At 70.2% G+C, this 26047-nt stretch carries 22 protein-coding genes; 16 read left to right on the top strand and 6 right to left on the bottom strand.

The features are described from left to right. Nucleotides 1-210: 210 nt before the first annotated feature. The 6 genes from ABZ070_RS16320 (at nt 211) to ABZ070_RS16295 (ending at nt 6370) form a co-directional block, all read left to right on the top strand. Complete coding sequence (locus ABZ070_RS16320) at nt 211-1371, top strand: branched-chain amino acid ABC transporter substrate-binding protein (RefSeq protein WP_356634238.1); 1161 nt, start codon at nt 211-213, stop codon at nt 1369-1371. Nucleotides 1372-1568: 197 nt separating this feature from the next. After that, nucleotides 1569-2492 (top strand): branched-chain amino acid ABC transporter permease, encoded by a 924-nt coding sequence (locus ABZ070_RS16315; RefSeq protein ID WP_356634236.1) that lies wholly within the window; start codon nt 1569-1571, stop codon nt 2490-2492. Then, a complete protein-coding gene (locus tag ABZ070_RS16310; RefSeq protein WP_356634234.1) occupies nt 2489-3874 on the top strand; it encodes a branched-chain amino acid ABC transporter permease in 1386 nt (461 codons plus the stop codon). Before ABZ070_RS16315 ends, ABZ070_RS16310 begins: the two co-directional genes overlap by 4 nt. Further along, the gene (locus ABZ070_RS16305; RefSeq protein ID WP_356634232.1) at nt 3874-4974 is read left to right on the top strand and encodes an ABC transporter ATP-binding protein; all 1101 of its coding nucleotides are present in this window, start codon (nt 3874-3876) and stop codon (nt 4972-4974) included. Before ABZ070_RS16310 ends, ABZ070_RS16305 begins: the two co-directional genes overlap by 1 nt. A 74-nt stretch (nt 4975-5048) precedes the next feature. After that, on the top strand, nt 5049-5738 hold the full coding sequence (locus tag ABZ070_RS16300; RefSeq protein WP_356634250.1) for an ABC transporter ATP-binding protein: 690 nt from the start codon (nt 5049-5051) through the stop codon (nt 5736-5738). 131 nt (nt 5739-5869) lie between these two features. Then, nucleotides 5870-6370, top strand: a complete 501-nt coding sequence (locus ABZ070_RS16295; RefSeq protein ID WP_356634230.1) for a GNAT family N-acetyltransferase — start codon at nt 5870-5872, stop codon at nt 6368-6370. Between the two features lie 293 nt (nt 6371-6663). Here the strand turns inward: ABZ070_RS16295 and ABZ070_RS16290 are convergent, their stop codons facing one another. Continuing rightward, a complete protein-coding gene (locus ABZ070_RS16290) occupies nt 6664-7125 on the bottom strand; it encodes a hotdog fold thioesterase (RefSeq protein WP_356634228.1) in 462 nt (153 codons plus the stop codon). A 55-nt stretch (nt 7126-7180) separates the two neighbouring features. Beyond that, entirely contained in the window at nt 7181-9460 is a 2280-nt protein-coding gene (locus ABZ070_RS16285; RefSeq protein ID WP_356634226.1) for an FdhF/YdeP family oxidoreductase, read from the bottom strand. A gap of 134 nt (nt 9461-9594) precedes the next feature. On the opposite strand from ABZ070_RS16285, the gene polA reads away from it, so the two are divergent. Then, nucleotides 9595-12303, top strand: coding sequence for a DNA polymerase I (polA, locus tag ABZ070_RS16280; RefSeq protein WP_356634224.1), 2709 nt, complete (start codon nt 9595-9597; stop codon nt 12301-12303). Between the two features lie 165 nt (nt 12304-12468). On the opposite strand, the gene ABZ070_RS16275 is transcribed toward polA, so the two are convergent. Further along, nucleotides 12469-13326 (bottom strand): DUF4184 family protein, encoded by an 858-nt coding sequence (locus ABZ070_RS16275; RefSeq protein WP_356634222.1) that lies wholly within the window; start codon nt 13324-13326, stop codon nt 12469-12471. Between the two features lie 200 nt (nt 13327-13526). Here ABZ070_RS16275 and ABZ070_RS16270 point away from each other — a divergent pair, with 200 nt between their 5' ends. The 3 genes from ABZ070_RS16270 to ABZ070_RS16260 all read left to right on the top strand — a co-directional run bounded on the left by ABZ070_RS16270 (nt 13527) and on the right by ABZ070_RS16260 (nt 16513). Further along, complete coding sequence (locus tag ABZ070_RS16270) at nt 13527-15239, top strand: lytic transglycosylase domain-containing protein (RefSeq protein ID WP_356634220.1); 1713 nt, start codon at nt 13527-13529, stop codon at nt 15237-15239. Between the two features lie 135 nt (nt 15240-15374). Next, a complete protein-coding gene (locus tag ABZ070_RS16265; protein ID WP_356634218.1) occupies nt 15375-15512 on the top strand; it encodes an SPW_0924 family protein in 138 nt (45 codons plus the stop codon). Between the two features lie 11 nt (nt 15513-15523). Next, nucleotides 15524-16513: a DUF3068 domain-containing protein gene (locus ABZ070_RS16260; RefSeq protein WP_356634216.1), complete on the top strand. Its 990-nt coding sequence runs from the start codon at nt 15524-15526 to the stop codon at nt 16511-16513. On the opposite strand, the gene hrpB is transcribed toward ABZ070_RS16260, so the two are convergent. Beyond that, a complete protein-coding gene (gene hrpB / locus ABZ070_RS16255; protein ID WP_356634214.1) occupies nt 16503-18983 on the bottom strand; it encodes an ATP-dependent helicase HrpB in 2481 nt (826 codons plus the stop codon). The two genes, ABZ070_RS16260 and hrpB, sit on opposite strands and share 11 nt — an antisense overlap. A 7-nt stretch (nt 18984-18990) precedes the next feature. Further along, entirely contained in the window at nt 18991-19794 is an 804-nt protein-coding gene (locus ABZ070_RS16250) for a class I SAM-dependent methyltransferase (protein WP_356634212.1), read from the bottom strand. A 362-nt stretch (nt 19795-20156) separates the two neighbouring features. Between ABZ070_RS16250 and rpsA the strand changes: the two genes are divergently transcribed. The 4 genes from rpsA to ABZ070_RS16230 all read left to right on the top strand — a co-directional run bounded on the left by rpsA (nt 20157) and on the right by ABZ070_RS16230 (nt 24000). After that, complete coding sequence (rpsA, locus tag ABZ070_RS16245) at nt 20157-21659, top strand: 30S ribosomal protein S1 (RefSeq protein ID WP_356634210.1); 1503 nt, start codon at nt 20157-20159, stop codon at nt 21657-21659. A 249-nt stretch (nt 21660-21908) separates the two neighbouring features. Then, complete coding sequence (locus ABZ070_RS16240; RefSeq protein ID WP_356634208.1) at nt 21909-22847, top strand: PAC2 family protein; 939 nt, start codon at nt 21909-21911, stop codon at nt 22845-22847. 84 nt (nt 22848-22931) lie between these two features. Further along, on the top strand, nt 22932-23540 hold the full coding sequence (gene coaE, locus ABZ070_RS16235) for a dephospho-CoA kinase (RefSeq protein WP_356634206.1): 609 nt from the start codon (nt 22932-22934) through the stop codon (nt 23538-23540). A 94-nt stretch (nt 23541-23634) separates the two neighbouring features. Continuing rightward, nucleotides 23635-24000, top strand: a complete 366-nt coding sequence (locus ABZ070_RS16230) for a tetratricopeptide repeat protein (RefSeq protein ID WP_356634204.1) — start codon at nt 23635-23637, stop codon at nt 23998-24000. Nucleotides 24001-24099: 99 nt separating this feature from the next. On the opposite strand, the gene ABZ070_RS16225 is transcribed toward ABZ070_RS16230, so the two are convergent. Next, on the bottom strand, nt 24100-24357 hold the full coding sequence (locus tag ABZ070_RS16225; RefSeq protein WP_356634202.1) for a DUF6343 family protein: 258 nt from the start codon (nt 24355-24357) through the stop codon (nt 24100-24102). Between the two features lie 156 nt (nt 24358-24513). On the opposite strand from ABZ070_RS16225, the gene ABZ070_RS16220 reads away from it, so the two are divergent. Together ABZ070_RS16220 and ABZ070_RS16215 are read left to right on the top strand one after the other, a co-directional pair. Beyond that, nucleotides 24514-24951 (top strand): DoxX family protein, encoded by a 438-nt coding sequence (locus ABZ070_RS16220; RefSeq protein WP_356634200.1) that lies wholly within the window; start codon nt 24514-24516, stop codon nt 24949-24951. A 77-nt stretch (nt 24952-25028) separates the two neighbouring features. Then, nucleotides 25029-25964 (top strand): slipin family protein, encoded by a 936-nt coding sequence (locus tag ABZ070_RS16215; protein ID WP_356634198.1) that lies wholly within the window; start codon nt 25029-25031, stop codon nt 25962-25964. The last annotated feature ends 83 nt before the right edge of the window (nt 25965-26047 follow it).

Genomic DNA, 26047 nt, shown 5'->3' with positions numbered 1-26047 from the left:
CTGCTGACATGTCCGGTCGCCGGTAAGGAGTGTTCTGTTTCCGGCGCATGACTCAGGTCACAGGGCGATCACACATCGTTCGGTCACCTATCCGCATGCCCGAACGCCCGATTACATTCCCCGCACACCGCACGGACAAGCGGTGTCCTGCGCGGGGATGCCAACTTCTCCCGCAGACAGAATCGTTCGGGCGGCTCCAAGGGGTTCGTAGTGCTGAACAAGACCATCGTCAAGCTCGCCATACCGCTGGCTGTGGGTGCCCTGGCATTGACCGGGTGCGGCAGTGATTCGGGTGGCGGCGACGGCGCCGTGAAGATCGCCTTCCAGGGCCCGCTCTCCGGCGACAACGTCGCCCTGGGCGAGAACATGCAGAACGGCGTCAAGCTGGCCATCGACCAGGCCAACGCCAAGGGCGACCTCGACTTCAAGCTCGAGTACGTCGCCGGTGACGACCAGGGTCTGCCGGACAAGGCCACGGCCGCCGCGCAGAAGATCATCGACGACGAGAGCGTCGCCGCAGTGGTCGGCCCGGCCTTCTCCGGCCCGACCAACACGTCCTCCCCGCTGTACGCGGAGTCGGGTCTGGTGACGGTCTCCCCGTCGGCGACCAACCCGCTGCTGACGGACAAGGAGAACGGCTTCACCAGCTTCCTGCGCGGTGTCCCCAACGACAACATGCAGGGCGCCGGCATGGCGACCTACTACGCCAAGAAGCTGAAGGCCAAGAAGGTCTACCTGATCGACGACAAGACCGACTACGGCGTGGGCCTGGCGACTGTCGCCGAGAAGGGTCTGAAGGACGCCGGCATCACGGTCGTCAAGAAGTCCGTGCCGCAGAAGACGCCGGACTACTCCGCGACCGCGAAGGACGTCGTCAACTCCAAGGCCGACGCGCTGATCTACGCCGGGTACTACCAGGACCTGGCGCCGTTCGCGAAGAAGCTGAAGGACGCCGGCTACAAGGGCGCGGGCATCTCGGGCGACGGCTCGAACGACATGAAGTTCGTCGAGCTCGCCGGTGACGCATCCGAGAACTGGTTCCTCACCTGCCCCTGCACCGACGCCACCGTCGAGGCGGGTACGAAGAAGTTCGCCGAGGAGTACCAGAAGGAGTTCGGCCGGGCCCCCGGTACGTACTCCGCCGAGGCGTACGACATCACCAACATGATCATCGCCGAGGTCAAGAAGGCCGGCGCCGACGTCGAGCGCGAGGCTCTGCGCGATGCGCTGGCGAAGGCTTCGTACAAGGGTCTGACGAAGACCTTCTCCTTCGGTGAGAACGGTGAGTTCAAGGGCACCGACGTCTACCTGTACCAGGTCAAGGGCGGGAAGATCGGTTACCAGGGCAACATCAACGAGCTGGCCGGCTGACGCTGGGGCAACGGCCCTCAGTGGCTGATGCCATGCGACCGGGGGCCGGGAGGCGGTAGTTCTCCCGGCCCCCGTCCGCGAAGTGGGGCGATCGGCCCCCTGACTGTTTCGCCTCACTGATCGAATGTTTCGCCCGCGGGCTGCTCTCGTCGCCACGAGCGCCGGGCCCGCTCAGCTCCCACAAGGAAGTCTGCTCCATGTCCCTTCAGGAATTCTGGGACTATCTCGTCCTAGGGGTGATGCTCGGCTCGCTGTACGCCGTCATCGCCATCGGCTACACCCTTGTCTACGGTGTGCTGCAGCTGATCAACTTCGCGCACAGCGAGGTGTTCATGCTCGGCGCGTACGGCAGCCTCATCGTCCTTCAGCTGGTCAATCCGGGGGACAATCCGTCCGCCCTGGCCTCCATAGGCTTCGTTGCCCTCGCCATGGCGGGGTCGGCGTTGTTCGGCGGTGTCACGGCGTACGGCCTGGAGAAGGTCGCGTACCGACCATTGCGCAGGCGCGGCGCACCTCGCCTGATCTTCCTGATCACCGCGATCGGCGCCTCGTTCTTCCTGTACAACCTGGCCGGCAAGCTCTTCGGGCGTGACCCGCTGCCGCTGCCGGAGATGTACGACAACCACAACGTGTTCTCGATCTTCGGTGCGGGCGTGAACATCACGCAACTGCTGCAGTTCGCGACGGCCGTGGTCATGATGATCGGTCTCGACCTGGTCGTGAACCGGACCAAGCTCGGCAAGGGCATCCGCGCGGTGGCGCAGGATGCCGAGGTGGCGGGCCTGATGGGTGTCGACATCGACCGCGTCATCTCCCGCACCTTCATCATCGGCGGCGTCCTGGGCGGTGTGGCGGGCTTCCTGTTCGCCAACCTGAACCAGGTCTCGTACACGATGGGCTTCATCCCCGGCATCACCGCGTTCGCCGCCGCCGTTGTGGGCGGTATCGGCAACATCCGCGGTGCGATGTTCGGCGGCATCCTGATCGGCATCGTGGAGACGATGACGGTGCCGCTGCTCGGCGACGAGTGGCGCAGCGTCTCGGCCATGGTGGTGCTGATCCTGGTGCTGATGTTCCGCCCGATGGGCATCCTCGGTGAGCGAGTGGGGAGGGCGGCATGAGCACGGTCGACACCTCGAAGAACCTGACGCCGTCGGCGGCGGCGAAGCTGCGTCGTACGGCGTGGTACCGGTCGGAGCGTTTCTCGCGGCTGTGGGCGATGATCGCCCTCGGTGTGCTGCTGGCCCTGGTCACGGGCGAGCAGGGAAACACCCGTGACATCTTCTTCTCCATCGAGTCGACGGTCACCGGCCCGAATCTGTGGATCTGCCTGGCGCTCACGGTGGGTGTGTGGGCGCTGCGGGAGTTCGCGGCCACGCCGATCAAGGGCGCGGTGACGAAGGCCAGGGAGTCGGCGAAGTCGGCCACGTCGGGCGGCCCGGTGGGTTCGCTGCGGGGGCGGTTCCAGTCCGACAAGCGGCTGAAGCTGGGCGGCATCGCGGTCCTGCTGATTCTTGTGCTGGTCATTCCGTCGGGTCTTGAGCGGACCTGGCAGACGGTGCTGGTGGACCAGATCGCGATCTTCGCGCTGCTGGCGATCGGCCTCAACGTGGTGATCGGCTGGGCGGGTCTGCTGGACCTCGGCTTCTTCGCCTTCTTCGCCGTGGGTGCGTACTCGACGGCGTACTGGACGGGCCGGCTGCCGATCGAACCGCCGGTGGTGCTCAACAACTTCTGGGTGATTCCCGTCGCTGTTGTCACGTGTCTGGTCTTCGGTCTGGTGCTGGGTGCTCCGACGCTGCGGCTTCGTGGCGACTACCTGGCGATCGTGACGCTCGGTTTCCACGAGATCATCTACCTGGTCGCGAAGAACGCCGACGGGCTGACCGGTGGCCCGCAGGGCGCGCGTCTGATCCCCGACTTCTCGATCGACTTCGCGGGTCTCGAGTACAAGTGGTCGATCAAGCCGCTGCCTTACTGGTATCTGCTGGTCTTCTTCATCGTCCTGGTGATCATTCTGTTCTCGCGCCTCGAGCACTCGAGGGTCGGGCGTGCGTGGACGGCGATCCGTGAGGACGAGATCGCGGCGGCGGCGAACGGCGTCAACACGGTGCAGTTCAAGCTGATGGCCTTCGCGATCGGCGCCTCGACGTCGGGTGTCGCGGGCGTGATCTTCACCAGTAAGTACGGGTACATCAACCCGGAGGTCTTCCCGCTGCTTCAGTCCATCCTGATCCTGGCCTACGTCATCTTCGGTGGCATGGGCTCGATCCCGGGTGTGCTGATCGGTACGGCGATCCTGGTGTGGCTGCCCGAGGCGCTGAAGGACTGGGTGGACCCGTCCGACCGGTACATGTATCTGGGCGCGCTGCTCGTGATCATGATGATCTACCGGCCGCAGGGTGTCTGGCCGTCCCGCCGAAGGCAGCGTGAGCTGAAGATGGCGGAGGAAGGCATCGGCGACGCGGACGCGATGTCCGAGCCGGCGGGAGGCAAGTTCTGATGAGCACCGACGTGAAGAGCGATGCGACCGCGGGGGCGCAGCCCGCGGCGGCCGGCGCCGACCTGGTGCTGCAGGCTTCCGATGTGACACTGCGGTTCGGCGGGCTGACCTGTCTGGATCATGTGAACGTGAACATGCTCCGGGGCGAGGTCCTGGCGGTGATCGGGCCGAACGGTGCGGGCAAGACCTCGCTGTTCAACTCGCTCACCGGCGCGTACACGCCGCAGGAGGGCAAGATCGTCTTCCGTTCGAAGGACGGCGACGAGAAGTCCCTGCTGGGCAGTAAGCCGCACTTGGTCAACCGGGTGGGCGTGGCGCGTACGTTCCAGAACATCCGGCTGTTCTCGGCGCTGACGGCGCTGGAGAACGTGAAGATCGCGGCGGAGACGCGGCTGAAGGCCGGGCCGGTGTCGATCATGCTGGGTCTGCCGAACGCCCGTAAGGCGGAGCGGCTCAGTGACGAACGTGCGCACCGGCTGCTGAAGTTCGTGGGTCTCGAGAACAAGCTGAACGAGATCGCGGGCAGCCTGTCGTACGGTGACCAGCGGAGTCTGGAGATCGCGCGAGCCCTGGCCACGGATCCTCAGGTGCTGTTGCTGGACGAGCCCGCCGCCGGTACGAACCCGACGGAGAAGCTGGAGCTGGAGCAGCTGATCCGCCGTATCAACACCGAGCTGGGCATCAGCGTGCTGCTGATCGAGCACGACATGCGCCTGGTGATGTCGGTGGCGGACCGGGTGATGGTCCTCAACTTCGGTAAGAAGATCGCCGAGGGTACGCCGAGCGAGGTGCAGCAGCACCCGGCGGTGATCGAGGCCTATCTGGGCGCTTCCACGGAGGACGCGGAGGCGGTTCAGGCCGTCATCGCGGAGCAGCAGGCCGCGGCGGAGGAGGCAGTGGTGCCGGCTCAGGCCCAGGAGCCCGCTGTCGCCGAGGTGGCGGCCGGGGACGACGCCGAGGACGCCGGGGACGGGCCGGTTTCGGACGAGCCCGGCTCCGACGGTGCGTCGGAGGAGGCGCCGGAGGGCGCTTCGGCGGAGGCGGCGTCGGAGAGCAGTGCGCCGGGCAAGACCGTGTCGGACGAGGAGAGCGGCAAGTGAGCACCACGACTGAGCTGCAGAAGGACGCCGGCACGGCGGGCACTTCGGAAGAGACGCTGCTCGAGCTGAAGAGCATGCGGGTGTTCTACGGCGCCATCGAGGCGCTCAAGGGCATCGATCTGACCGTGCGCAAGGGCGAGATCGTGGCCCTGCTCGGCGGCAACGGCGCGGGTAAGACGACGACGCTCCGCACGATCTCGGGCATGCTCCAGCCGCGCCACGGCGAGGTGCTGCTGCGCGGTGAGCGCATCGACGGGATCAAGTCGCACGAGCTCGTGCAGTTCGGCATCGGGCATGTGCCCGAGGGCCGGCGGGTCTTCGCGACGATGACCGTGCGCGAGAACCTGGAGATGGGCGCGTACCGCTTCAGCTCGGTCGACACGGCCGAGATGGACCGGGTGTTCACGCTCTTCCCGCGTCTCGCGGAGCGGCGTTCGCAGCAGGCGGGCACGCTTTCGGGCGGTGAGCAGCAGATGCTGGCGATCGGCCGTGCCCTGATGGGCAAGCCGGAGCTGCTGCTGCTGGACGAGCCGTCGATGGGTCTGGCGCCGCTGATCGTGCAGCAGATCTTCGAGATCATCGAGGAGATCAACAAGCAGGGCACGACGGTGCTGCTGGTCGAGCAGAACGCCACGCAGGCCCTGGGCCTCGCGAACCGTGGCTATGTCCTGGAGACGGGTGAGGTGGCGATGTCGGGTCCGGCTGCGGATCTGCTCGCGGACACCCGGATCCGGGCGGCGTACCTCGGTGAGGGCGCGGCCTGACGGTTCGGTTGCCCGGCGGCGGGGCCGGGAAGTCTTCGGGCTTCCCGGCCCCGCCCGCGTTTCGCCAGGGCGGGTCTCTGCGCCAGGTAATGGGGCGGCCTTCCGGCTCGTGCTGTTGCACACTGCCTCGCATGGACATCACGATCAGGAGGATCGGGCCGGGCGAGTACGCCGAGCTCGGTGAGCTGACCGCGCAGGCGTATCTGCGGGGCGGTCTGCTGGAGTTGGGGGAGGACGACCCGTATCTGTCGGTGCTGCGTGATGTGGCGGGGCGGGCTGCGGGGTCCGAGGTGTATGTCGCGGTCGACGGGCCGGGCACGGTGGTGGGCGGGGTGGCGTTCGTGCCGGACGGCGGTCCGTTGGCCGATATCGCGGGGCCGGGCGAGGCGGAGTTCCGCATGCTCGCGGTGTGCGAGCAGGCGCGTGGCCGCGGGGCTGGCGAGGCGCTGGTGCGTACCTGTGTCGAGCGGGCACGGGCAGTCCCGGGCTGCGTGCGGCTGGTGCTGTCGACGCAGAGCAGCATGCACGCCGCCCACCGGATCTACCGGCGGCTGGGTTTCGTGCGGACGCCGGAGCGGGACTGGGAGCCGGTACCCGGCCTGGGACTGCTGGCGTACGCGTTGGAGCTCTGAGGCGGCGTCGGCACGTCCCGGCCGGTGGGTGGGGGCTGTGCAGCCGGATGCCTTGGACGCGAGGCTGCGGGCCCACCGGTCTGGTGCTCTCCCACCGGCTCGGTGCCGTGCGGGGGCCGGTGTGGTCGTGGTGCTCGAAGGGGCCGGGTCACCGAACGGGGCAGCACGCACGACGGGCTGATGGCGGCCGGGCGGTGCCCAGGAGCGCCTGTTCACGCTGCAGGCCCGGGGTGTCTGCCGCAGCCGGCGGGCGGCGGAGCGGGGCCCGGGGGAGCTGTCCCGGGCCCTGGGGCTCAGCCCTGGGGGGCGTCGCGCAGCAGGCAGGTGAGGCGTGCCGTGCAGACCCGCTTGTCCTGCTCGTCGGTGATCACGATCTCGTACGTGGCGGTGGACCGGCCGCGGTGCACGGGCGTGGCCACGCCGGTCACCTGTCCCGAGCGGACCCCCCGGTGGTGCGTGCAGTTCAGGTCCACGCCGACGGCGATCTTGGTGCTGCCGCCGTGCATCATCGCGCCGACGGAGCCGAGCGTCTCGGCGAGCACGGCCGACGCCCCGCCGTGCAGCAGGCCGTACGGCTGGGTGTTGCCCTCGACCGGCATGGTGCCGACGACGCGGTCGGCGGAGGCTTCGAGGATCTGCACACCCATGCGCGTCCCGAGGGTCCCCGCGGAGAACAGCGCGGGCAGGTCGATGCCGAGGGCGGCGTACTCGTCGATGACCTCTTGCGGGAACTTCACGGTTGTCTGCTCACCCATGGGGCCGGCTCCGATCGTCGTCAGGTGTTGTCCCGTGCTGCGCCTGAGCGAACGCTTAGGCGGACGGTGATTGTTCCAGACGCACGATGACGGACTTGCTGGCGGGGGTGTTGCTGGTGTCGGCGGTGGAGTCCAGCGGGACCAGCACATTGGTCTCCGGGTAGTACGCGGCGGCGCAGCCGCGCGCGGTGGGGTAGTGCACGACGCGGAAGCCGGGGGCGCGGCGCTCGACGCCGTCCTTCCACTCGCTGACCAGGTCGGTGTACGAGCCGTCGGCGAGGCCCAGTTCGCGGGCGTCGTCGGGGTTGACGAGAACGACCCTGCGGCCGCCCTTGATACCGCGGTAGCGGTCGTCGAGGCCGTAGATCGTGGTGTTGTACTGGTCGTGCGAGCGGAGCGTCTGCAGCAGCAGTCGGCCCTCAGGGACCTCGGGGTACTCGACCGGGGCCGCCGTGAAGTTGGCCTTGCCGGTGGCGGTGGGGAAGCGGCGCTCGTCCCGCGGCGCGTGCGGCAGGGTGAAACCACCGGGGCGGGCGATCTTCGCGTTGAAGTCCTCGAAGCCGGGGATCACGCGCGCGATCCGGTCCCGGATCGTGCCGTAGTCGTGTGCGAACTCCTCCCACGGCGTGAGCGAACCGGGCCCCAGCACGGCGCGTGCCAGCCGGGTCACGATGGCCGGCTCGGACAGCAGGTGGGGACTGGCGGGCGTGAGGTTGCCCCGGGAGGCGTGCACCATCCCCATGGAGTCCTCCACGGTCACGACCTGCCGTCTCCCCGCCTGCACGTCCTTGTCGGTGCGGCCCAGGGTGGGCAGGATCAGCGCCCGGCGGCCCGTGACGGCGTGGGAGCGGTTCAACTTCGTCGAGACATGGACGGTGAGCCGGGCGCGGCGCATCGCGGCTTCGGTGACCTCGGTGTCGGGGCTCGCGCTGACGAAATTGCCGCCCATGGCGAAGAAGACCTTCGCCCTGCCGTCGCGCAGCGCCTCGATGGACCGGACGACGTCCAGGCCGTGGTGGCGCGGCGGGGCGAAGTCGAACTCCTTCTCCAGGGCGTCCAGGAACGCAGGGGAGGGCCGCTCGACGATGCCCATGGTGCGGTCGCCCTGGACGTTCGAATGGCCGCGCACGGGACACACGCCGGCGCCGGGGCGGCCGATGTTGCCCCGCAGGAGGAGGAAGTTGACCACCTCGCGAATGGTGGCGACCGAGTGCTTGTGCTGGGTGAGGCCCATCGCCCAGCACACGATGGTGCGCTCGGAGGCGAGCACCAGGCGCAGGGCCTGCTCGATCTCGGCGCGCTCGAGTCCGGTCGCCGCGAGGGTGGCGTCCCAGTCGGCGGCACGTGCGGCCGCGGCGAAGTCCTCGAAGCCGTGCGTGTGGTCGCGGACGAACTCCTCGTCGACGGCCCCGTCGGTGTCCAGGACCAGTTTGTTCAGCAGCCGGAACAGGGCCTGGTCGCCGCCGATGCGGATCTGGAGGAACAGATCGTTCAGCGCGGTGCCCTTGACCATGCCGCGGGGCGTCTGCGGGTTCTTGAACTTCTCCAGGCCCGCCTCCGGCAGCGGATTCACGGAGATGATCTTCGCGCCGGAGGTCTTGGCCTTCTCGAGGGCGCTGAGCATGCGGGGATGGTTCGTGCCAGGGTTCTGCCCGGCGACGATGATCAGGTCCGCCCGGTGCAGATCCTCCAGCGAGACGCTGCCCTTGCCGATGCCGATGGTCTCCGTGAGCGCCGAGCCGGAGGACTCGTGGCACATGTTGGAGCAGTCCGGGAGGTTGTTCGTGCCGAACTCGCGGGCGAACAGCTGGAGCAGGAACGCCGCCTCGTTGCTGGTGCGGCCGGAGGTGTAGAACAGCGCCTCGTCCGGCGACTCCAGCGCGCGGAGCTCCTCGGCAATGATCGCGAAGGCCCGCTCCCAGGTCACCGCCTCGTAGTGGTCGGCGCCCTCGGGAAGGTACATCGGCTGCGTGATCCGGCCCTGCTGGCCGAGCCAGTAGCCGCTGCGGTTCGCCAGGTCGGACAGGGGATGCGCGGCGAAGAAGTCGGGCGTCACCCGGCGCAGCGTCGCCTCCTCCGCGACGGCCTTCGCCCCGTTCTCGCAGAACTCGGCGACATGGCGCTTGTCGCCCTCCGGCCAGGCACAGCCGGGACAGTCGAAGCCGTCCTTCTGGTTGACCTTCAGCAGGGTGCGGGCGGTGCGGCCCACTCCCATCTGCTGCTGTGCGACGCGCAGCGTGTGCCCGATCGCGGGCAGGCCCGCCGCCGCGTGCTGCGGGGCCTCGACCTGCGGTGCGTCCTGGACCGGATCACCTGCGGGCGGCTTGCTGGCCATCGTGCTCTCCCTTGAGCCGTGCCTGTGCGATACATCTTTCGTTACGTCTCCGATCCTGTCACGCCCGTCCGGCAGCCGTCTTCGCCAGGTCGGGCCGGTCGGGAATGTCAGTGGTACGTGGCAGGATCGGGGTCGTGGCTGAGACAGCATCGAAGAAGACGGCAGACAACCGACCGCGCCTGCTCCTCATGGACGGGCACTCCCTCGCGTACCGGGCGTTCTTCGCGCTGCCCGCGGAGAATTTCACCAGCGCGAGCGGCCAGACGACGAACGCCGTCTACGGCTTCGCGTCGATGCTGGCGAACACGCTGCGCGACGAGGCGCCCACGCATTTCGCCGTGGCCTTCGACGTGTCCCGCAAGACGTGGCGCTCGGCCGACTTCCCCGAGTACAAGGCGAACCGCTCCACGACCCCTGACGAGTTCAAGGGCCAGGTCGAGCTGATCGGCGAGCTGCTCGACACGATGAACGCGGTGCGCTTCGCGGTCGACGGCTTCGAGGCGGACGACATCATCGCCACCCTTGCCACCCAGGCCGAGGCCGCAGGGTTCGAGGTGCTGATCGTCACCGGTGACCGTGACTCGTTCCAGCTGGTCAGCGAGCACACAACGGTGCTCTACCCGACCAAGGGTGTCTCCGAGCTCACCCGCTTCACCCCGGCCAAGGTCGAGGAGAAGTACGGCCTCACCCCGCAGCAGTACCCGGACTTCGCCGCGCTGCGCGGCGACCCGTCCGACAATCTCCCCGGCATCCCCGGCGTCGGCGAGAAGACGGCGACGAAGTGGATCAACCAGTTCGGTTCGTTCGCCGACCTCGTCGAGCGCGCCGACGAGGTCAAGGGCAAGGTCGGCCAGGCCCTCCGGGACCACCTCGAGGCCGTCAAGCTGAACCGCCACCTGACCGAGCTGGTGCGCGACGTGGAGCTGCCCAGGAGCGTCGCCGATCTCGAGCGCGCGCCCTACGACAGGACGGCTCTCAAGGGCTTCCTCGAGGTTTTGGAGATCCGCAACCCGAGCCTGCGGGAGCGCCTGCTCGCCGTCGATCCGGGCGCGGCCGAGGAGGAGGCCCCGGCCCCGGAGGCCGGTGTCGAGCTCGACGGCACCGTCATCGGCGCCGGCGAGCTCGCGGACTGGCTCGACCAGCACGGCAAGCAGCCGCTCGGCGTGGCCACCGTCTCGGCCTGGGCGCTGGGCGTCGGCAACGTCAGCGAGATCGCGCTGGCGGCCGCCGACAGCAAGGCGGCCTGGTTCGACACGACACAGCTCGACGAGTCCGACGAGCGGGCCTTCGCCGCCTGGATCTCCGACCCGACCCGGCCGAAGATCATGCACAACGCAAAGGACGCGCTGCGGGTGTTCCCCGAGCACGGCTGGAGCATCGCCGGCGTCACCATGGACACCGCGCTCGCCGCATATCTGGTCAAGCCCGGCCGGCGGTCCTTCGCGCTGGACGCCCTGTCCGTGGAATACCTCCACCGGGAGCTGGCCCCCGCCGCCGCCGACGGACAGCTCGCCTTCGGCGCAGACGAGCAGGCCGAGGCCGACGCCCTCATGGCACAGGCCCGGGCGGTCCTCGATCTGGGCGAGGCCTTCGGCGACAGGCTGCGGGAGGTCGGCGCGGCCGAGCTGCTGCACGACGTGGAACTGCCCACCTCCCTGCTGCTGGCCCGCATGGAGCGCAACGGCATCGCGGCCGACCGCGCGCATCTCGAAGCGATGGAGCAGCAGTTCGCCGCTGCCGTGCAGCAGGCGGTCAAGGAGGCGCACGCCGCGGTGGGCCACGAGTTCAACCTCGGCTCGCCCAAGCAGCTCCAGGAGGTCTTCTTCGGAGAGCTCAACCTCCCCAAGACGAAGAAGACCAAGACGGGTTACACCACGGACGCGGACGCGCTCGCATGGCTGGCGGCGCAGACCGACCACGAGCTGCCGGTCATCATGCTGCGCCACCGCGAGCAGGCCCGGCTGCGCTCCACGGTCGAGGGCCTGATCAAGACGATCGCCGCAGACGGCCGCATCCACACCACGTTCAGCCAGACCGTCGCGGCGACGGGCCGGCTGTCGTCCACCGACCCCAACCTGCAGAACGTGCCGGTGAGGACCGACGAGGGCCGCGCGATCCGCCGCGGATTTGTCGTCGGCGAGGGCTTCGAGTCGCTGATGACCGCGGACTACAGCCAGATCGAACTGCGTGTGATGGCGCACCTCTCGGAGGACGAGGGCCTCATCGAGGCGTTCACCTCCGGCGAGGACCTGCACACCACTGTCGCCTCCCAGGTGTTCTCCGTCGAGCGGTCCGCCGTCGACGCGGAGATGCGCCGGAAGATCAAGGCGATGTCGTACGGGCTGGCCTACGGGCTCTCGGCCTTCGGCCTCTCCCAGCAGCTGAACATCGAGCCCGCGGAGGCGCGGGTCCTGATGGACACGTACTTCGAGCGGTTCGGCGGGGTACGGGACTACCTGCGGCGCGTCGTCGACGAGGCGCGGGCCACCGGCTACACGGCGACGATGCTGGGCCGCCGGCGGTACCTCCCCGACCTCAACAGCGACAACCGCCAGCGCCGCGAGGCGGCCGAGCGGATGGCGCTCAACGCGCCGATCCAGGGCACGGCGGCGGACATCGTGAAGGTCGCCATGCTGAACGTGGACCGCGCGCTGACGGAGGCGAAGCTGTCCTCCCGGCTGCTGCTCCAGGTCCACGACGAAATCGTGCTCGAGATCTCGCCGGGCGAGCGCGAGCAGGTCGAGGCACTGGTGCGCCACGAGATGTCGTCGGCGGTGTCGCTGCGGGCGCCGCTGGACGTGTCGGTGGGCGTGGGTCCCGACTGGGAGTCGGCCGCGCACTGACCTGAGGTCGCCTTGCTTGCGGTCGCGGCGGCCCCGTGCGGGGCCGCCCGGTCGTGGCGCGTGGCCGGAGGGGGGCCGGATGGCCGGTGGGGGCCGCCCCGTTTCAGGAGGCTGTCCGGTTGCGGGCGTCGCCGGCCCGGCACGGCGCCCGTCGGGCCGGCCGGCTCAGGACACGCCGGCGCGGTCCCGGTCGGCCGGGTTCGGGGCGAGCGCTTCAAAGGAGTGGCGGTCCCGCCAGCGCAGCCGGACCGCCGCTGAATACAGCACCAGGCCGGCCGCCAGGCCCGCCCCCGCGCCGAAGCAGGCCGTCGGGATGATGTCGAGCGGCGTGTCGATCCGGCCCCAGTGCTGGTACCACCGCACACAGCGGTGCACGACACCCGCCAGGACGCACAGGGCGAGCAGGCCGGCCGCCGACAGGCGGGCAGGGCGGCCGAGCCGGGGGACAGGCGGCACGTGCGACGCCGGCAGCCGTCGCAGCGCGGACGAGACGAACCACACCAGCGCGACCAGCGCCACCGCCGAACTGCCGTACTGCGTGTACGTGTAGAGCGGGAAGCCCGCCACCACCTCGCCGAGGACCGGCACCATCCGCACACCCCACCGGTCGAAGTGGGTGAAGGCGTCCCACACGACGTGCGAACCCGCCCCGATCACCGCCGAGACGTAGAACCACAGTGCCGAGGCCAGCGGCGGACGCCCGCGCAACGGACGCCCCCGCAGCAGGGCGTGCACCCGCCCCTGCCACGCCGTCGGCAGCAGCGCCACCAGCGGGTCACGCATCATCAGCCAGAGCGCAACGAGCGCCGCGGTGATGGCGACATCGACCGTCAGCACCCCGAGCGGCCCGTGTGTCACGCTCCCGAACTGCATCGCCGCGGGCAGGACGCTCGCCGCGAAGTACGTCATGTCCGGCGCGAACGAGCCGAGGACGAGCGCCGAGGCGCACAGCGGGCCGCGGGCGCTGCCGTTCCTGCGGATGCCCGGAAGCACCGCCGCTGCGTGGCTGAGTGTGAACGGCATGGCGTCGCCCCCTGGGACCTTCGTCGATCAGTCGGGCCCAGTATGCGTGATGCCGACGACGCCGATCGGTACGAGAAGGAGGTGGCGAAGCGGTGAATAACGGTCAGGGGCCGGTGTCCGGATGTCGCCAGGTGCACTAGGGTCACGTGAGTCCGCGCTGGGGAGCGCGAACGGTCGCCCATGGGGAGGGAACAGACGTTATGGCAGCGCAATTCGGCCGCCGACTGCGCAGGGGAGCGACAACGACCGCGGTGGCCGCCGCCGCCGTGGCCGCACTCTCGGCGTCGCAGGCCCCCGGCATCACGCCCGCCACCTCGGGCGCCGGTCAGGAGTCGACGGAGGTCACCCCGCCGCCCGGCACCCCGGTCACCGGCAACTCCCCCTATTACACGGACCTCCCCCCGCTGAACACGCCCGACAAACCGGGCACTTCGATCGATCTGCCGGTCACCGGTCCGGGCGAGGCCGGTATACCCGCGACCGTTCTCGCCGCCTACAAGCAGGCCGAGCAGACCATCGCGGCGTCCGACCCGGCCTGCCGTCTGCCGTGGCAGCTGCTCGCCGCGATCGGCAAGGTGGAGTCGGGCCAGGCCCGCGGCGGCCGCGTCGACGCCAACGGCACGACGCACTCCCCGATCCTCGGCCCGGTCCTCAACGGTGTCGGCTTCGCGAACATTTCGGACAGCGACAACGGCGCCTACGACGGCGACAGGGTGCACGACCGGGCCGTCGGGCCGATGCAGTTCATCCCGCAGACCTGGGCGACCTGGGGCCAGGACGCCAACGCGGACGGCCGCAAGGACCCCAACAACATCTACGACGCGGCGCTCGCCGCAGGGCGCTACCTCTGCGCCGGCGGCCGGGATCTCGGCAACAAGGAAGACCTCGACAGGGCCATCCTCGGCTACAACCACTCGCGGGAGTACCTGCGTACGGTGCTGTCCTGGTTCGAGTACTACAAGCGCGGGACGCACCAGGTACCCGACGGCACGGGCATGCTGCCGGTGGGCGACGGCCCCGGCTCCTCGGACTCGCCGACGACCCCGAGCCCCGACCCCGCGCCGTCGCGCCCGTCCACTCCGGGACCGAAGCCGACTCCGCCGCCCGCGACACCGGACCCGACGCCCCCGCCGACCACCCCGCCGACAACCACTCCGCCGCCGACGACCCCACCGGCCCCCGCGCCGGTGACGCGCATCGAGAACGCCGGCACCGGGCCGCTGACGTCCGTCGCCGGCGGCGAGTTCAGGGAGCGGCCCACGGTCCGGGCCGAGAACGCCAAGGGTCTTCCCGTCCAGAAGGTGGCCGTCCGGTTCATGGTCGTCGGCGACACCGACGCCCGCTTCTCCGGCGGCCGCACCACCGTCGTGCTGGCGACCGGCGCCGACGGCACGGTCAGCGCCCCGGCGCTGCTCGCGGGCGAGAAGACGGGCAAGTTCACCGTGCGGGCCACGGTCGTCGAGCGCTCTCTGCCCGGCGTCGAGTTCGAGGCCACCGTCACCGAACGGCAGGCGGACAGCATCGTCCGGGCGGACGACGAGGCGCTGACGGCCACCACCGGCGGCGAGTTCGCGGACGTCATCAAGGTCAAGGCTGCCTGCGACGGCGCCGCCGCCTCGGGTGTCGCGGTCACCGCCACGATGATCGTCTCCAAGGAGGACGCGGCCGAGAACGGCAAGGGCCCGTTCTTCAAGGACGCCGACGGCACGGTCCTGCGTACCCTGACCGGGCTCAAGACCGGCGCCGACGGCGTCCTCGAGCTCCCCAAGGTCTTCGCGGACGACACCGAGGGCACGTTCCTGCTGCGCCTGACCGCCCCCGGCGGCGGCAGCCTGGACATCGAGCTGAAGGTGACGGCACCGGCCACGGGCGCGACCCCCGCGCCCTCGCCGTCACCGTCGCCCTCCGCCTGACCCGCTCGCATCGCGCACCGCCCCTCTCCCGCCGCACAGGGAGAGGGGCGGTCCGCGTGTTCTCTTCTTCCGGCCGCGTTGCTACGGTGCCCCAGACCTGACGCCGCATCAGTTCTGTGTACCGGGAGGCCGAGCATGCGTGCCCTCGTCGCCGCCGCCATCGGACTGGCGGCCGCCCTCGCCCTCGTCCTGACCGTCACGTCGATCGGCGCGCCGGCCGGCGAGACCTCGCCCGAGCCGCTGCTCACCACCGTCCCCGGACCCAAGAAGTAGGAGGGCGGACCGTGCACCGCAGAGCAGGTCTCGTACTCGTCGCTCTCGCCGTCTTCTTCGCCGCACTGGCGCCGCTGCTGCGCTGGTACGCCTTTCCCCGGCTCGCCAAGATCCCGGCCGGCCAGTACCAGGAGATGGTCCTCGAGGCGAAGCCCGCGACACTCCTCGACTACGGCACCCTCCAGGCCGAGGAGGTCGAGAAGGTCACCATCGTGCAGACCCTCAAGGGCAACGTCGAAGAGTCCGAGAGGATCGAACGCACCGCGGGCCGCGACGTCGTCGTCTGGGACTCCCTCTCCTACGTCCAGGGACCGGACGGAAAGATGGTGTCCCAGATACCCGAGCGCTACATCTTCGACGCCCACAGCCAGGAACCCGTGCACGTTACCGGCGAGTCCGTCGACGGCGACCCGGTGCGGCGCGAGGGCATCGAGTTCAAGTGGCCGTTCCTCACCGAGAAGCGGGACTACGTGTACTTCGACGCCCAGGCCCGCAGGTCCGCCCCGATCCACTACAAGGGCACCCGGCAGTTCCGCGGGCTGGAGGTCTACTACTTCGAGCAGACCATCCCCTGGACCAAGGTCCCGTACCCGAAGAAGATGCCGATCCCCGGCATCGACGCGACCACGCTGGAGAAGCAGACCGGCACCACCCGCTGGTACACCACCAAGCGGATGTTCTGGGTGGACCCGGTCACCGGAGCGCCCGTCAACGGCGAGGAGATCCACACCGAGGAACTGCGCGGCGGATCCCTGCTGGGCGGCCGCGACAAGGTCACCGCGTTCGCGGGCCATGTGAAGATGCGCCCGGACTACGTCGACTCCACCGTCGAACTGGTCACCTCCCAGCGCCGGCTGGTGCTGCTGATGACCTCGTACCTGCCCTGGGGGCTGACGGCCCTCGGCGCCGGCCTGTTCGCTCTCGCCCTGTGGCTCGAGGCCCGCGCCCGCCGCCCGGACACGGCGGCCGGTGAACCGGCCCCCGAGCCGCTCAGCGTCTGAGGCGCGCCTTCGTGTGCCGGGTGGGTTCCGCCGTCGAAGGATCTTCGGGCCACGGGTGCTTCGGGTAACGGCCGCGCAGCTCCGCCCGTACGGCCCGGTAGCCGTCCCGCCAGAAGGACGCCAGATCCGCGGTGACCGCCGCGGGCCGTCCGGCGGGGGACAGGAGATGCACAAGCACCGGCACGCCCGCGATCCGCGGCGTCTCACGCAGCCCGAACAGCTCCTGCAGTTTCACCGCGAGCACCGGCTGTTCGCCGCCGTACTCGACCCGCACACGGGACCCGCTCGGTACCTCGATCCGCTCCGGCGCCAGCTCGTCCAGCCGCGACGCGTCGCCGGTCGCCCACGGCAGCAGCCGCGGCAGCGCCTGACCCGCCTGGATGCGGCCGAGGTCGGCACGCCGCCGGGCACGGGACAGCTCCGGCTCGAGCCACCGGTCGGCGGCCTCGAGCAGTTCCCTGTCCGACACGCCCGGCCAGGGCGGGCCCATCACACGGTGCAGGAACGAAAGCCGGTCGCGCAGCCCCCGCGCCTCACGCGTCCAGTGCAGCAGCCCGAGCCCCTCGCGCCGCAGGCCTTCCAGCAGCGCCTGCCGCACCAGCGAGGGGGCGGGCTCGCCCAGCGGCCGCACGGACAGTTCGACGGCCCCCAGCCGTTCCACGCGCCGGGCGACGACGTCGCCGTCCTCCCAGTGCACCTCCTCGCCACCCGTGCGTAGATGCGCGGCGGCGTCACGGGCGGCGTCCTCGTCGATGACGGCGGCGAGCCGCACGCGTGCGGACGCGGCGGTGGCGGGGCGGTCGGCCACGGCGACCGCCAGCCAGGGCGCGTCGCGCAGCGCCGACCCGGCGCCCAGAGCGCCTCCGGTCCCGGAAGCCATCAGATACTCCCCGTCCCCGCGCCGCCGGGCCACCCGCTCGGGAAACGCCAGAGCGGTGACGAGCCCGGCGACGGCGTCGTCCCCGAACGTCCCCTGGCCGTGTCCCGTGTCGCCGAGGGAGGACTCCAGCCGGCGTGCCTCCGTCCGCCAGCGCGCCCCGTACGCATCACCACCGCGGCGCGCCGCACGCCAGGCGCCGGCCAGGTCGTCCCCGTACTCACGCGGCGGTTCTTCGCCCAGCAGCGCGACCACCTCGGCCGCGCGCCGCGCCCCCACCTGGCGGGCACCGTCGAGCAGCGCGCGGGCCAGCCGCGGATGCAGCCCCAGCCGTGACATGCGTACGCCCCGGTCCGTCGCCCTGCCCGGCTCGTCGACGGCGCCGATCGCGCCCAGTACCGAGCGGGCCGCGGCCATCGCGCCCGCCGGGGGTGCGTCCAGCAGTGCGAGGCCGCTCGCCTCCGGGTCGCCCCAGCAGGCGGCGTGCAGAGCGAACGACGTCAGGTCGGCGACCTTGATCTCGGGGGAGGGGAACCGCGCCAGCCGGGCGTCCTCCGCCTCGGTCCAGCAGCGGTACACCGTGCCCGGCCCCTCACGTCCGGCCCGCCCCGCCCGCTGCCTGCCCGCGGCCTGCGACGCCCGTACGGTCGTCAGCGCGCTCAGGCCGCGCGCATGGTCGGTACGGGGCTCGCGGGCGAGTCCCGAGTCGACGACGATCCGCACGCCGGGCACGGTCAGTGACGACTCGGCGACGGACGTCGCGAGAACGACCCGGCGGCCGGCGCCGCCCGCGAGCACGGCGTCCTGGACCGCCGCGGGTGCCCGGCCGTGCACCTGGAGCACCTCCGCGTCCACCCCCGCGAGCTGCCCGGCCACCCGTCCGATCTCGCCCACGCCCGGCAGGAAGCACAGCACGTCGCCGGTCCGCTCGGCGAGAGCCCGCCGCACCACCGACGCCACATGCGTCAGCAGCGCCGGATCGACCCGCATCCCGTGCGGAGGCCGCACGGGACGCGCGGGAGGAGCCCAGACCACCTCGACGGGGTGCGTGATGCCCTCGGCCCGCACCACCGGCGCGTCGCCGAGCAGCCGGGACCAGCCCTCGGCGTCCGTGGTCGCCGACGCCGCCACGAGCCGCAGCTCGGGCCGCAGCGTGGCCCGTACGTCCAGCAGGAACGCGGCGACCGTGTCGGCGTCCAGGTGCCGCTCATGGCACTCGTCGAGCACCACCACGTCGACGCCCGCCAGCTCCTGGTTGCGTTGCAGCCGCTGCAGCAGCACGCCCGTCGTGACGACCTCGACGACCGTTTCACGGCTCACCACGCGCTCACCGCGGACGGTGAAGCCGACAGTCCGGCCGACCTTCTCGCCGAGCAGCCACGCCATCCGGCGCGCCGCCGCCCGCGCCGCGATACGCCGCGGCTCCGCGACCACCACCCGTGCGCCGCCCTCTGCGAGCACCAGCGGCACCAGGGTCGTCTTGCCGGTGCCCGGCGGTGCGCACAGCACGGCGGTCCCGCCGTCGTCGAGGGCCTCCCGCAGCGTCGGCAGGGCGGCCCGTACGGGCAGGTCCAGGGCCTCGTCGCGTATCACGCCCGTGTCACGCCCGCTCGCAGACGAAGATCGCCGTTCCCGGGATCAGATGGCCGCGCAGCGGGGACCAGCCGCCCCACTCCTGGCTGTTCCACGCGGGCCACTCCGGCTCGACGAGGTCGACCAGGCGGAAACCGCCGGCGACCACGTCCCGTACGCGGTCGCCGATCGTCCGGTGGTGCTCCACGTACACCGCGCGGCCCTGCTCGTCCTGCTCGACGTAAGGAGTGCGGTCGAAGTAGGAGGCCGCCACCGACAGGCCCTTTGGCCCCGGCTCGTCGGGGAAGGCCCAGCGGATCGGGTGCGTGACGGAGAAGACCCACCGCCCGCCCGGCCGCAGCACCCGCCGCACCTCGCGGAACACCTTCACCGGGTCCGCGACGAACGGCACCGCGCCGTACGCGGAACAGGCGAGGTCGAAGGAGGCATCCCTGAACGGCAGCACCCCCGCGTCCGCCTCCACCAGCGGCACGTCATCGCCGATGCGCAGCGCGTGCTGGAGCTGGCGGTGGGAGAGGTCCAGCGCCACCGGCCTGGCGCCCTGCGCGGCGAGCCAGCGCGAGCACTGGGCGGCGCCCGCGCCGATCTCCAGGACATCCAGTCCCTTCAGCGAGGCGGTGGGTCCCAGCAGAGCGGCGTCGGCCTCGTCGAGTCCTTCGGGCCCCCATACGAACCGGTCGTCGCCGAGGAAGGCGCCGTGCTCGCTCTGGTAATCGTCGGCGTTCCCGTCCCACCAGCCCCGGCTGGCCCGGCTGCTCTCCGCGTCCCCCGCACTACGTCGCGTCGCTTCCGGTTCGAAATCTTGGCTCATCGTCACCGTCGTTGTAGTTTGCGTCCAGCGCGCCGACGCCGGGCCTCGAAAAAGAAGCCATCGTGGCCTCGGCGAACAAGAGTTGTGCCGGAAATGTGGTCTTCCACCCCGGGTGTGCGCCTTCGCGCATTGACCGTGTCCGGCTGCCCCCGTATGCTACAAGTTGCGCTGCGAGCCTGCGCGCCTCAGACAGAGCAGGCCGCGCTCGCATCTGTATGTGTCCCTCGGTTCACGAGGCGTCTCCAGGATCTTCGGATCTCGTGTTCGGCGCTTCCTAGGCTGTCCGGCTTCTGCAGCTGCGATACGGGCTCTCGGCGTAGCAGTACCTACGACTCAATGTCCGTACCGGAGCCCTTTCCCACATGACGAGCAGCACCGAGACCACCGCCACCACCCCGCAGGTTGCGGTCAACGACATCGGTAACGAGGAAGCCTTCCTCGCCGCGATCGACGAGACGATCAAGTACTTCAACGACGGCGACATCGTCGACGGCGTCATCGTGAAGGTCGACCGGGACGAGGTCCTGCTCGACATCGGTTACAAGACCGAAGGTGTCATCCCGAGCCGCGAGCTCTCGATCAAGCACGACGTCGACCCGAACGAGGTCGTCAAGGTCGGCGACGAGATCGAGGCCCTTGTTCTCCAGAAGGAGGACAAGGAAGGCCGCCTGATCCTCTCGAAGAAGCGCGCCCAGTACGAGCGTGCCTGGGGCACCATCGAGAAGATCAAGGAAGAGGACGGCATCGTCACCGGTACCGTCATCGAGGTCGTCAAGGGTGGTCTCATCCTCGACATCGGCCTCCGTGGCTTCCTGCCGGCCTCCCTCGTCGAGATGCGTCGCGTCCGCGACCTCCAGCCCTACGTGGGCAAGGAGCTCGAGGCGAAGATCATCGAGCTGGACAAGAACCGCAACAACGTGGTCCTGTCCCGCCGCGCCTGGCTGGAGCAGACCCAGTCCGAGGTCCGTCAGACGTTCCTCACCACCCTGCAGAAGGGTCAGGTCCGCTCCGGCGTCGTCTCCTCGATCGTCAACTTCGGTGCGTTCGTGGACCTGGGCGGCGTCGACGGTCTCGTCCACGTCTCCGAGCTGTCCTGGAAGCACATCGACCACCCGTCCGAGGTTGTCGAGGTCGGCCAGGAAGTCACCGTCGAGGTTCTCGACGTGGACATGGACCGCGAGCGTGTCTCCCTGTCGCTGAAGGCGACGCAGGAGGACCCGTGGCAGCAGTTCGCCCGGACCCACCAGATCGGTCAGGTCGTCCCGGGTAAGGTCACCAAGCTCGTTCCGTTCGGTGCGTTCGTCCGCGTCGACGAGGGCATCGAGGGCCTGGTCCACATCTCCGAGCTGGCCGAGCGCCACGTGGAGATCCCGGAGCAGGTCGTCCAGGTCAACGACGAGATCTTCGTCAAGGTCATCGACATCGACCTCGAGCGCCGTCGCATCAGCCTCTCGCTGAAGCAGGCCAACGAGTCCTTCGGTGCCGACCCGGCCTCGGTCGAGTTCGACCCGACCCTGTACGGCATGGCCGCGTCCTACGACGACCAGGGCAACTACATCTACCCCGAGGGCTTCGACCCGGAGACCAACGACTGGCTGCCGGGCTTCGAGTCCCAGCGCGAGGCGTGGGAGACGCAGTACGCCGAGGCGCAGCAGCGCTTCGAGCAGCACCAGGCCCAGGTCATCAAGTCCCGCGAGGCCGACGAGGCCGCCGCTGCCGAGGGTGGCGCCGCCGCTCCGGCCGGTGCCCCGGCGGGTGCGACCGGCGGCTCCTACTCCTCGGAGTCGGACGACAACTCCGGCGCCCTGGCGTCGGACGAGGCGCTTGCCGCCCTGCGTGAGAAGCTTGCCGGCGGCCAGAGCTGAGGCTCGTCCCGCAGGCAGCTGACCAGCTGAAGCAAGGCCCGCTCCCCACTGGGGGGCGGGCCTTGCCGCTGTTTCGGGGAGCTGCGTGTCAAGGTCCGGACCAGCACCGCGATCCCTTGGAGGCGGCCCGAACTGCCGGGCAGTAGCGGCCGGTTCGGAGGGAACACGCACGAAGGAACGGGAAAGCCACGGGAATGCACATGCGTCACCGCGCGTTCTTGTCTTCGAACACGAGGAGGAGCGGTAATCGTGCTGGATCCGCAGGGTTTGTACGAGTGGGAGCCGAAGGGTCTCGCGGTCGTCGACATGGCGCTCGCGCAGGAGTCCGCCGGCCTGGTCATGCTGTACCACTTCGACGGCTATATCGACGCGGGTGAGACCGGCGAACAGATCGTCGACAACCTGCTGGAGACGCTTCCCCATCAGGTGGTGGCGCGATTCGACCACGACAGGCTCGTGGACTACCGCGCCCGCCGCCCGCTGCTGACCTTCCGGCGCGACCGCTGGGCCGGCTACGAGACCCCGTCGCTGGAGGTCAGGCTCGTCCAGGACACCACCGGCGCGCCGTTCCTGCTGCTCAGCGGCCCCGAGCCGGACGTCGAGTGGGAGCGTTTCGCAGCCGCCGTGCGACAGATCGTCGAGCGGCTCCAGGTGCGCCTCGCAGTCAACTTCCACGGCATCCCGATGGGCGTGCCGCACACCCGTCCCGTCGGCCTCACCCCCCACGGCAACCGCACGGACCTCATGCCCGGCCACCGCAGCCCCTTCGACGAGGCCCAGGTGCCGGGCAGTGCCGAAGCGCTCGTCGAGTACCGCCTGATGCAGGCCGGACACGACGTGCTCGGTGTGGCCGCCCACGTACCGCACTACGTGGCCCGCTCCTCCTACCCGGATGCGGCGCTGACCGCCCTGGAGGCCGTCACGGCCGCCACGGGCCTGGTGCTGCCGGCAGTGGCGCACTCGCTGCGGACGGAGGCGCACCGCACCCAGACCGAGATCGAGCGGCAGATCGGTGAGGGCGACGAGGAGCTGGTGTCCCTGGTGCAGGGCCTTGAGCACCAGTACGACGCCATGGCCGGCGCCGAGACGCGCGGCAGCCTGGTCGCCGAAACGGTCGACCTGCCGTCGGCGGACGAGATCGGGCTGGAATTCGAACGCTTCCTCGCGGAGCGCGAAGGGGAGTCGTAAGGGCCTGCCCCGAGGGTCTGGGGCGCTCTCTGTACGACCGGACCGGGCCGAGAGGTGATCGGGCGCTCGCGTAGGCTGCGGGCCATGCTGACAGTTGGTCTGACCGGCGGCATCGGCGCCGGCAAGAGCGAGGTGTCCCGGCTGCTGGTGTCGTACGGGGCGGTGCTCATCGACGCCGACCGGATCGCCCGCGAGGTCGTCGAGCCCGGAACCCCCGGGCTCGCGGCGGTCGTCGACGCCTTCGGCCCCGAGATCCTCCGTGCCGACGGCACACTGGACCGGCCCGGGCTCGGCGCCGTCGTGTTCGCCGACGCCGAGCGGCTCGCGACCCTGAACGCGATCGTGCACCCCCTGGTCGGGGCCCGCTCGCGGGAGCTGGAGGAAGCGGCCGGTCCCGACGACGTGGTCGTCCACGACGTACCGCTGCTCACGGAGAACCAGCTCGAGTCCCTCTACGACGTGGTCGTCGTGATCGACGCGTCACCGCAGACCCAGCTCGACCGGCTCGTACGGCTGCGCGGGATGTCGGAGCAGGAGGCGCGCTCCCGGATGGCGGCGCAGGCCACCCGGGAACAGCGGCGGGCCGTCGCCGATCTTGTCATCGACAACGACGGGCCCCTGGAGAAGCTCGAGCCCCAGGTCCGTGAGGTGTGGGCCGAGCTGACCCGGCGCGCGGCGGCCCCTCGCTCCTGAGGGCGGCCACGGGCAGGGCGGCCGGCGTCGCCGGACCGGAATAGCCCCGCCCCGAGCCGTGTTGGAACCGGGCAGCGACGGGAAGGATTCCAGCGTGTCCAACAGCAACCCGGAAACGCATGTCATCGACTATCGCGCGGCCGAGCAGTTGCTGGCCTCGCGGGATCCACGCGGAGCCGTCAAGCTTCTCGACTCCGTGATCGCAGCCCACCCGGAGAACACCGCGGCCCGGCTGCTGCGTGCCCGCGCCTTCTTCGCCGCGGCCCAATTGCGACCCGCCGAGCTCGAGTTCGAACTCGTCCTGGAGCGCGAGCCGGACAACGCCTTCGCCCACTTCGCCCTCGCGCGCACCTTCGAGCGCTCCGGCAGGCCGGAGCAGGCCAAGCGCCACTTCCGTCTGGCGGCGGCGCTGGACCCGAACCCCGAATACCTGAAGGCCGCCGGCTTCGACACGCAGTGACACCGCGCGCCATGGAACGCGGTCCCGCCGTCGCCACCCGTCAGCGGGAGCGGTCAGCACCCGTCAGCGGGAGCGGTCAGCACCCGTCAGCGGGAGCGGTCAGCCGTGGTCGGGCTCGTACGGGGGGATGTCCCGGCCCGGCTGGTAGTGCGGCCCCTGACGGATATGGCGCACGACGAGCACCAGGTCCACCGCGACGACGAGGAACAGTACGCCGCACGCGACGGCCCAGCCCGGGCGCTCGACGAGCGCGAAGGCGATCGTGCCGCTCACCGTCCAGGGCAGACCCCACACGCCCAGCCACAGGCGCATCCGCAGGGGACTGCGAGCGGTGATCGGTTCACTTCCGGTACGCATGGCATCGCATCTCCTCCTCCAGGATGCACCCGCAGCACTGGCGAAAAAACGTGAACGGGCGATGAGTTCTCGTCCGCAGGGCGGTCTGACCGGGTGAAGCGCTACGGACGACGAAGCGCCGACGCACACTCCGTCACTTCTCTCCAAGGAGACACCATGTCCGCCACCACTCCCGCCACCGTTCCCGCTTCCGCGCGTGCCGCGATTCCGAACCGTCGCACGCATATCGCCGTACGCACGCTGCAGATCGTTCTCGCACTGTTCTTCGCGATCGCGAGCGCTGCCCCGAAGCTGGTCGCGCACTCGTCCGCGACGGAGGGCTTCGACAGAATCGGATACGGCGACTGGTACATGTACCTGGTGGGCGGCCTGGAGCTGGCCGGCGCCATCGCCCTGGTGATCCCGCTCCTCTCCGGCGTTGCCGCGCTCGCCCTGATGGGACTGATGATCGGTGCCTTCGTCACACAGCTGACCGCGTTCGACGGCCAGAACGCGCTCACCCCCGTCATCTTCCTCGCGCTGCTCGCAGTCGTGGCGGTCGTCCGTCGACGGCACAACGCCGAACTGATCGCCCGGCTGCGCCGTCGCGTCTGAGCGTGATGTAGCCGCTTCGGGCAGAACGGTCATACCGTGGTATCGATGTCCGCCCCGGATGGTGAGGGGGTGCCCCGATGGTCGAGGAGCTGGCAGTGGCCGGCGTGGCGGTGGCGACCGGCTGCGTGGCGTACCTGATGGCCGCCGCGAAAGTCGTCAGGCAGTACGAGCGCGGAGTGGTCTTCCGGCTCGGGCGGCTGCGCGAGGAGGTACGGCGGCCGGGATTCACGGTGATCGTTCCGGTCATCGACCGGATGCGCAAAGTGAACATGCAGATCGTGACCATGCCCGTACCGGCCCAGGAAGGCATCACCCACGACAACGTCACGGTGCGCGTCGACGCCGTCGTGTACTTCCGGGTGATCGACCCGGCCAACGCGATCGTCGAGGTGGAGGACTACCGCTTCGCCGTGGCGCAGATGGCACAGACCTCGCTGCGTTCCATCATCGGCAAGAGCGACCTGGACGACCTCCTCTCCAACCGCGAGAAGCTCAACCAGGGCCTGGAGCTGATGATCGACAGCCCGGCGGTCGGCTGGGGCGTTCAGATCGACCGGGTCGAGATCAAGGACGTGTCGCTGCCGGAGGCCATGAAGCGCTCCATGGCACGCCAGGCGGAGGCGGACCGCGAGCGCCGGGCGCGGGTCATCAACGCGGACGCCGAGCTCCAGGCGTCGAAGAAGCTCGCCCAGGCGGCCGGTGAGATGTCCCAGCAGCCGGCGGCGCTGCAACTGCGTCTGCTGCAGACGGTGGTGGCGGTCGCGGCGGAGAAGAACTCGACTCTGGTGCTGCCGTTCCCGGTAGAACTGCTGCGCTTCCTCGAGCGAGCGGCGCAGCAGGCGTCGCCGGAGCCGGTCACGCCTGCGGCGGCGGAGGCCGAGGAGAGGGCGGGCCGCGCTGCGGAGGCGGAGGCGGTCGCGCCTGGTGCGGAGCCGGAGACGCTCACGCCGGCCGCGGGGGCTGAGGCCGAGGAGAGGGCGGGCCTCGCTGCGGGGGCGAGCGCGCGCGGGTGAGTGCGGTGGGGGCCGCGGGCGTGGCCGCTGCGCGGAGCCTTTCCCCCACCCCGCCCCTTCCCGTAACCGGGGGCAGAGCCCCC

Origin of the sequence: Streptomyces sp. NPDC006283, from assembly GCF_040613325.1 — a bacterium.
Classification (GTDB): domain Bacteria; phylum Actinomycetota; class Actinomycetes; order Streptomycetales; family Streptomycetaceae; genus Streptomyces.
The sequence above is the reverse complement of the archived record's forward strand: the minus strand, read 5'-3'. Positions and strand labels throughout refer to the sequence as shown.

What these genes read in the sequence shown, in the direction of transcription:
- ABZ070_RS16315 (WP_356634236.1), top strand. Translation starts at nt 1,569, where the DNA reads ATGTCCCTTCAGGAATTCTGGGACTATCTCGTCCTAGGGGTGATGCTC.
- ABZ070_RS16310 (WP_356634234.1), top strand. Translation starts at nt 2,489, where the DNA reads ATGAGCACGGTCGACACCTCGAAGAACCTGACGCCGTCGGCGGCGGCG.
- ABZ070_RS16305 (WP_356634232.1), top strand. Translation starts at nt 3,874, where the DNA reads ATGAGCACCGACGTGAAGAGCGATGCGACCGCGGGGGCGCAGCCCGCG.
- ABZ070_RS16300 (WP_356634250.1), top strand. Translation starts at nt 5,049, where the DNA reads ATGCGGGTGTTCTACGGCGCCATCGAGGCGCTCAAGGGCATCGATCTG.
- ABZ070_RS16295 (WP_356634230.1), top strand. Translation starts at nt 5,870, where the DNA reads ATGGACATCACGATCAGGAGGATCGGGCCGGGCGAGTACGCCGAGCTC.
- ABZ070_RS16290 (WP_356634228.1), bottom strand. Translation starts at nt 7,125, where the DNA reads ATGGGTGAGCAGACAACCGTGAAGTTCCCGCAAGAGGTCATCGACGAG.
- ABZ070_RS16285 (WP_356634226.1), bottom strand. Translation starts at nt 9,460, where the DNA reads ATGGCCAGCAAGCCGCCCGCAGGTGATCCGGTCCAGGACGCACCGCAG.
- ABZ070_RS16275 (WP_356634222.1), bottom strand. Translation starts at nt 13,326, where the DNA reads ATGCCGTTCACACTCAGCCACGCAGCGGCGGTGCTTCCGGGCATCCGC.
- ABZ070_RS16270 (WP_356634220.1), top strand. Translation starts at nt 13,527, where the DNA reads ATGGCAGCGCAATTCGGCCGCCGACTGCGCAGGGGAGCGACAACGACC.
- ABZ070_RS16265 (WP_356634218.1), top strand. Translation starts at nt 15,375, where the DNA reads ATGCGTGCCCTCGTCGCCGCCGCCATCGGACTGGCGGCCGCCCTCGCC.
- ABZ070_RS16250 (WP_356634212.1), bottom strand. Translation starts at nt 19,794, where the DNA reads ATGAGCCAAGATTTCGAACCGGAAGCGACGCGACGTAGTGCGGGGGAC.
- rpsA (WP_356634210.1), top strand. Translation starts at nt 20,157, where the DNA reads ATGACGAGCAGCACCGAGACCACCGCCACCACCCCGCAGGTTGCGGTC.
- coaE (WP_356634206.1), top strand. Translation starts at nt 22,932, where the DNA reads ATGCTGACAGTTGGTCTGACCGGCGGCATCGGCGCCGGCAAGAGCGAG.
- ABZ070_RS16225 (WP_356634202.1), bottom strand. Translation starts at nt 24,357, where the DNA reads ATGCGTACCGGAAGTGAACCGATCACCGCTCGCAGTCCCCTGCGGATG.
- ABZ070_RS16220 (WP_356634200.1), top strand. Translation starts at nt 24,514, where the DNA reads ATGTCCGCCACCACTCCCGCCACCGTTCCCGCTTCCGCGCGTGCCGCG.
- ABZ070_RS16215 (WP_356634198.1), top strand. Translation starts at nt 25,029, where the DNA reads ATGGTCGAGGAGCTGGCAGTGGCCGGCGTGGCGGTGGCGACCGGCTGC.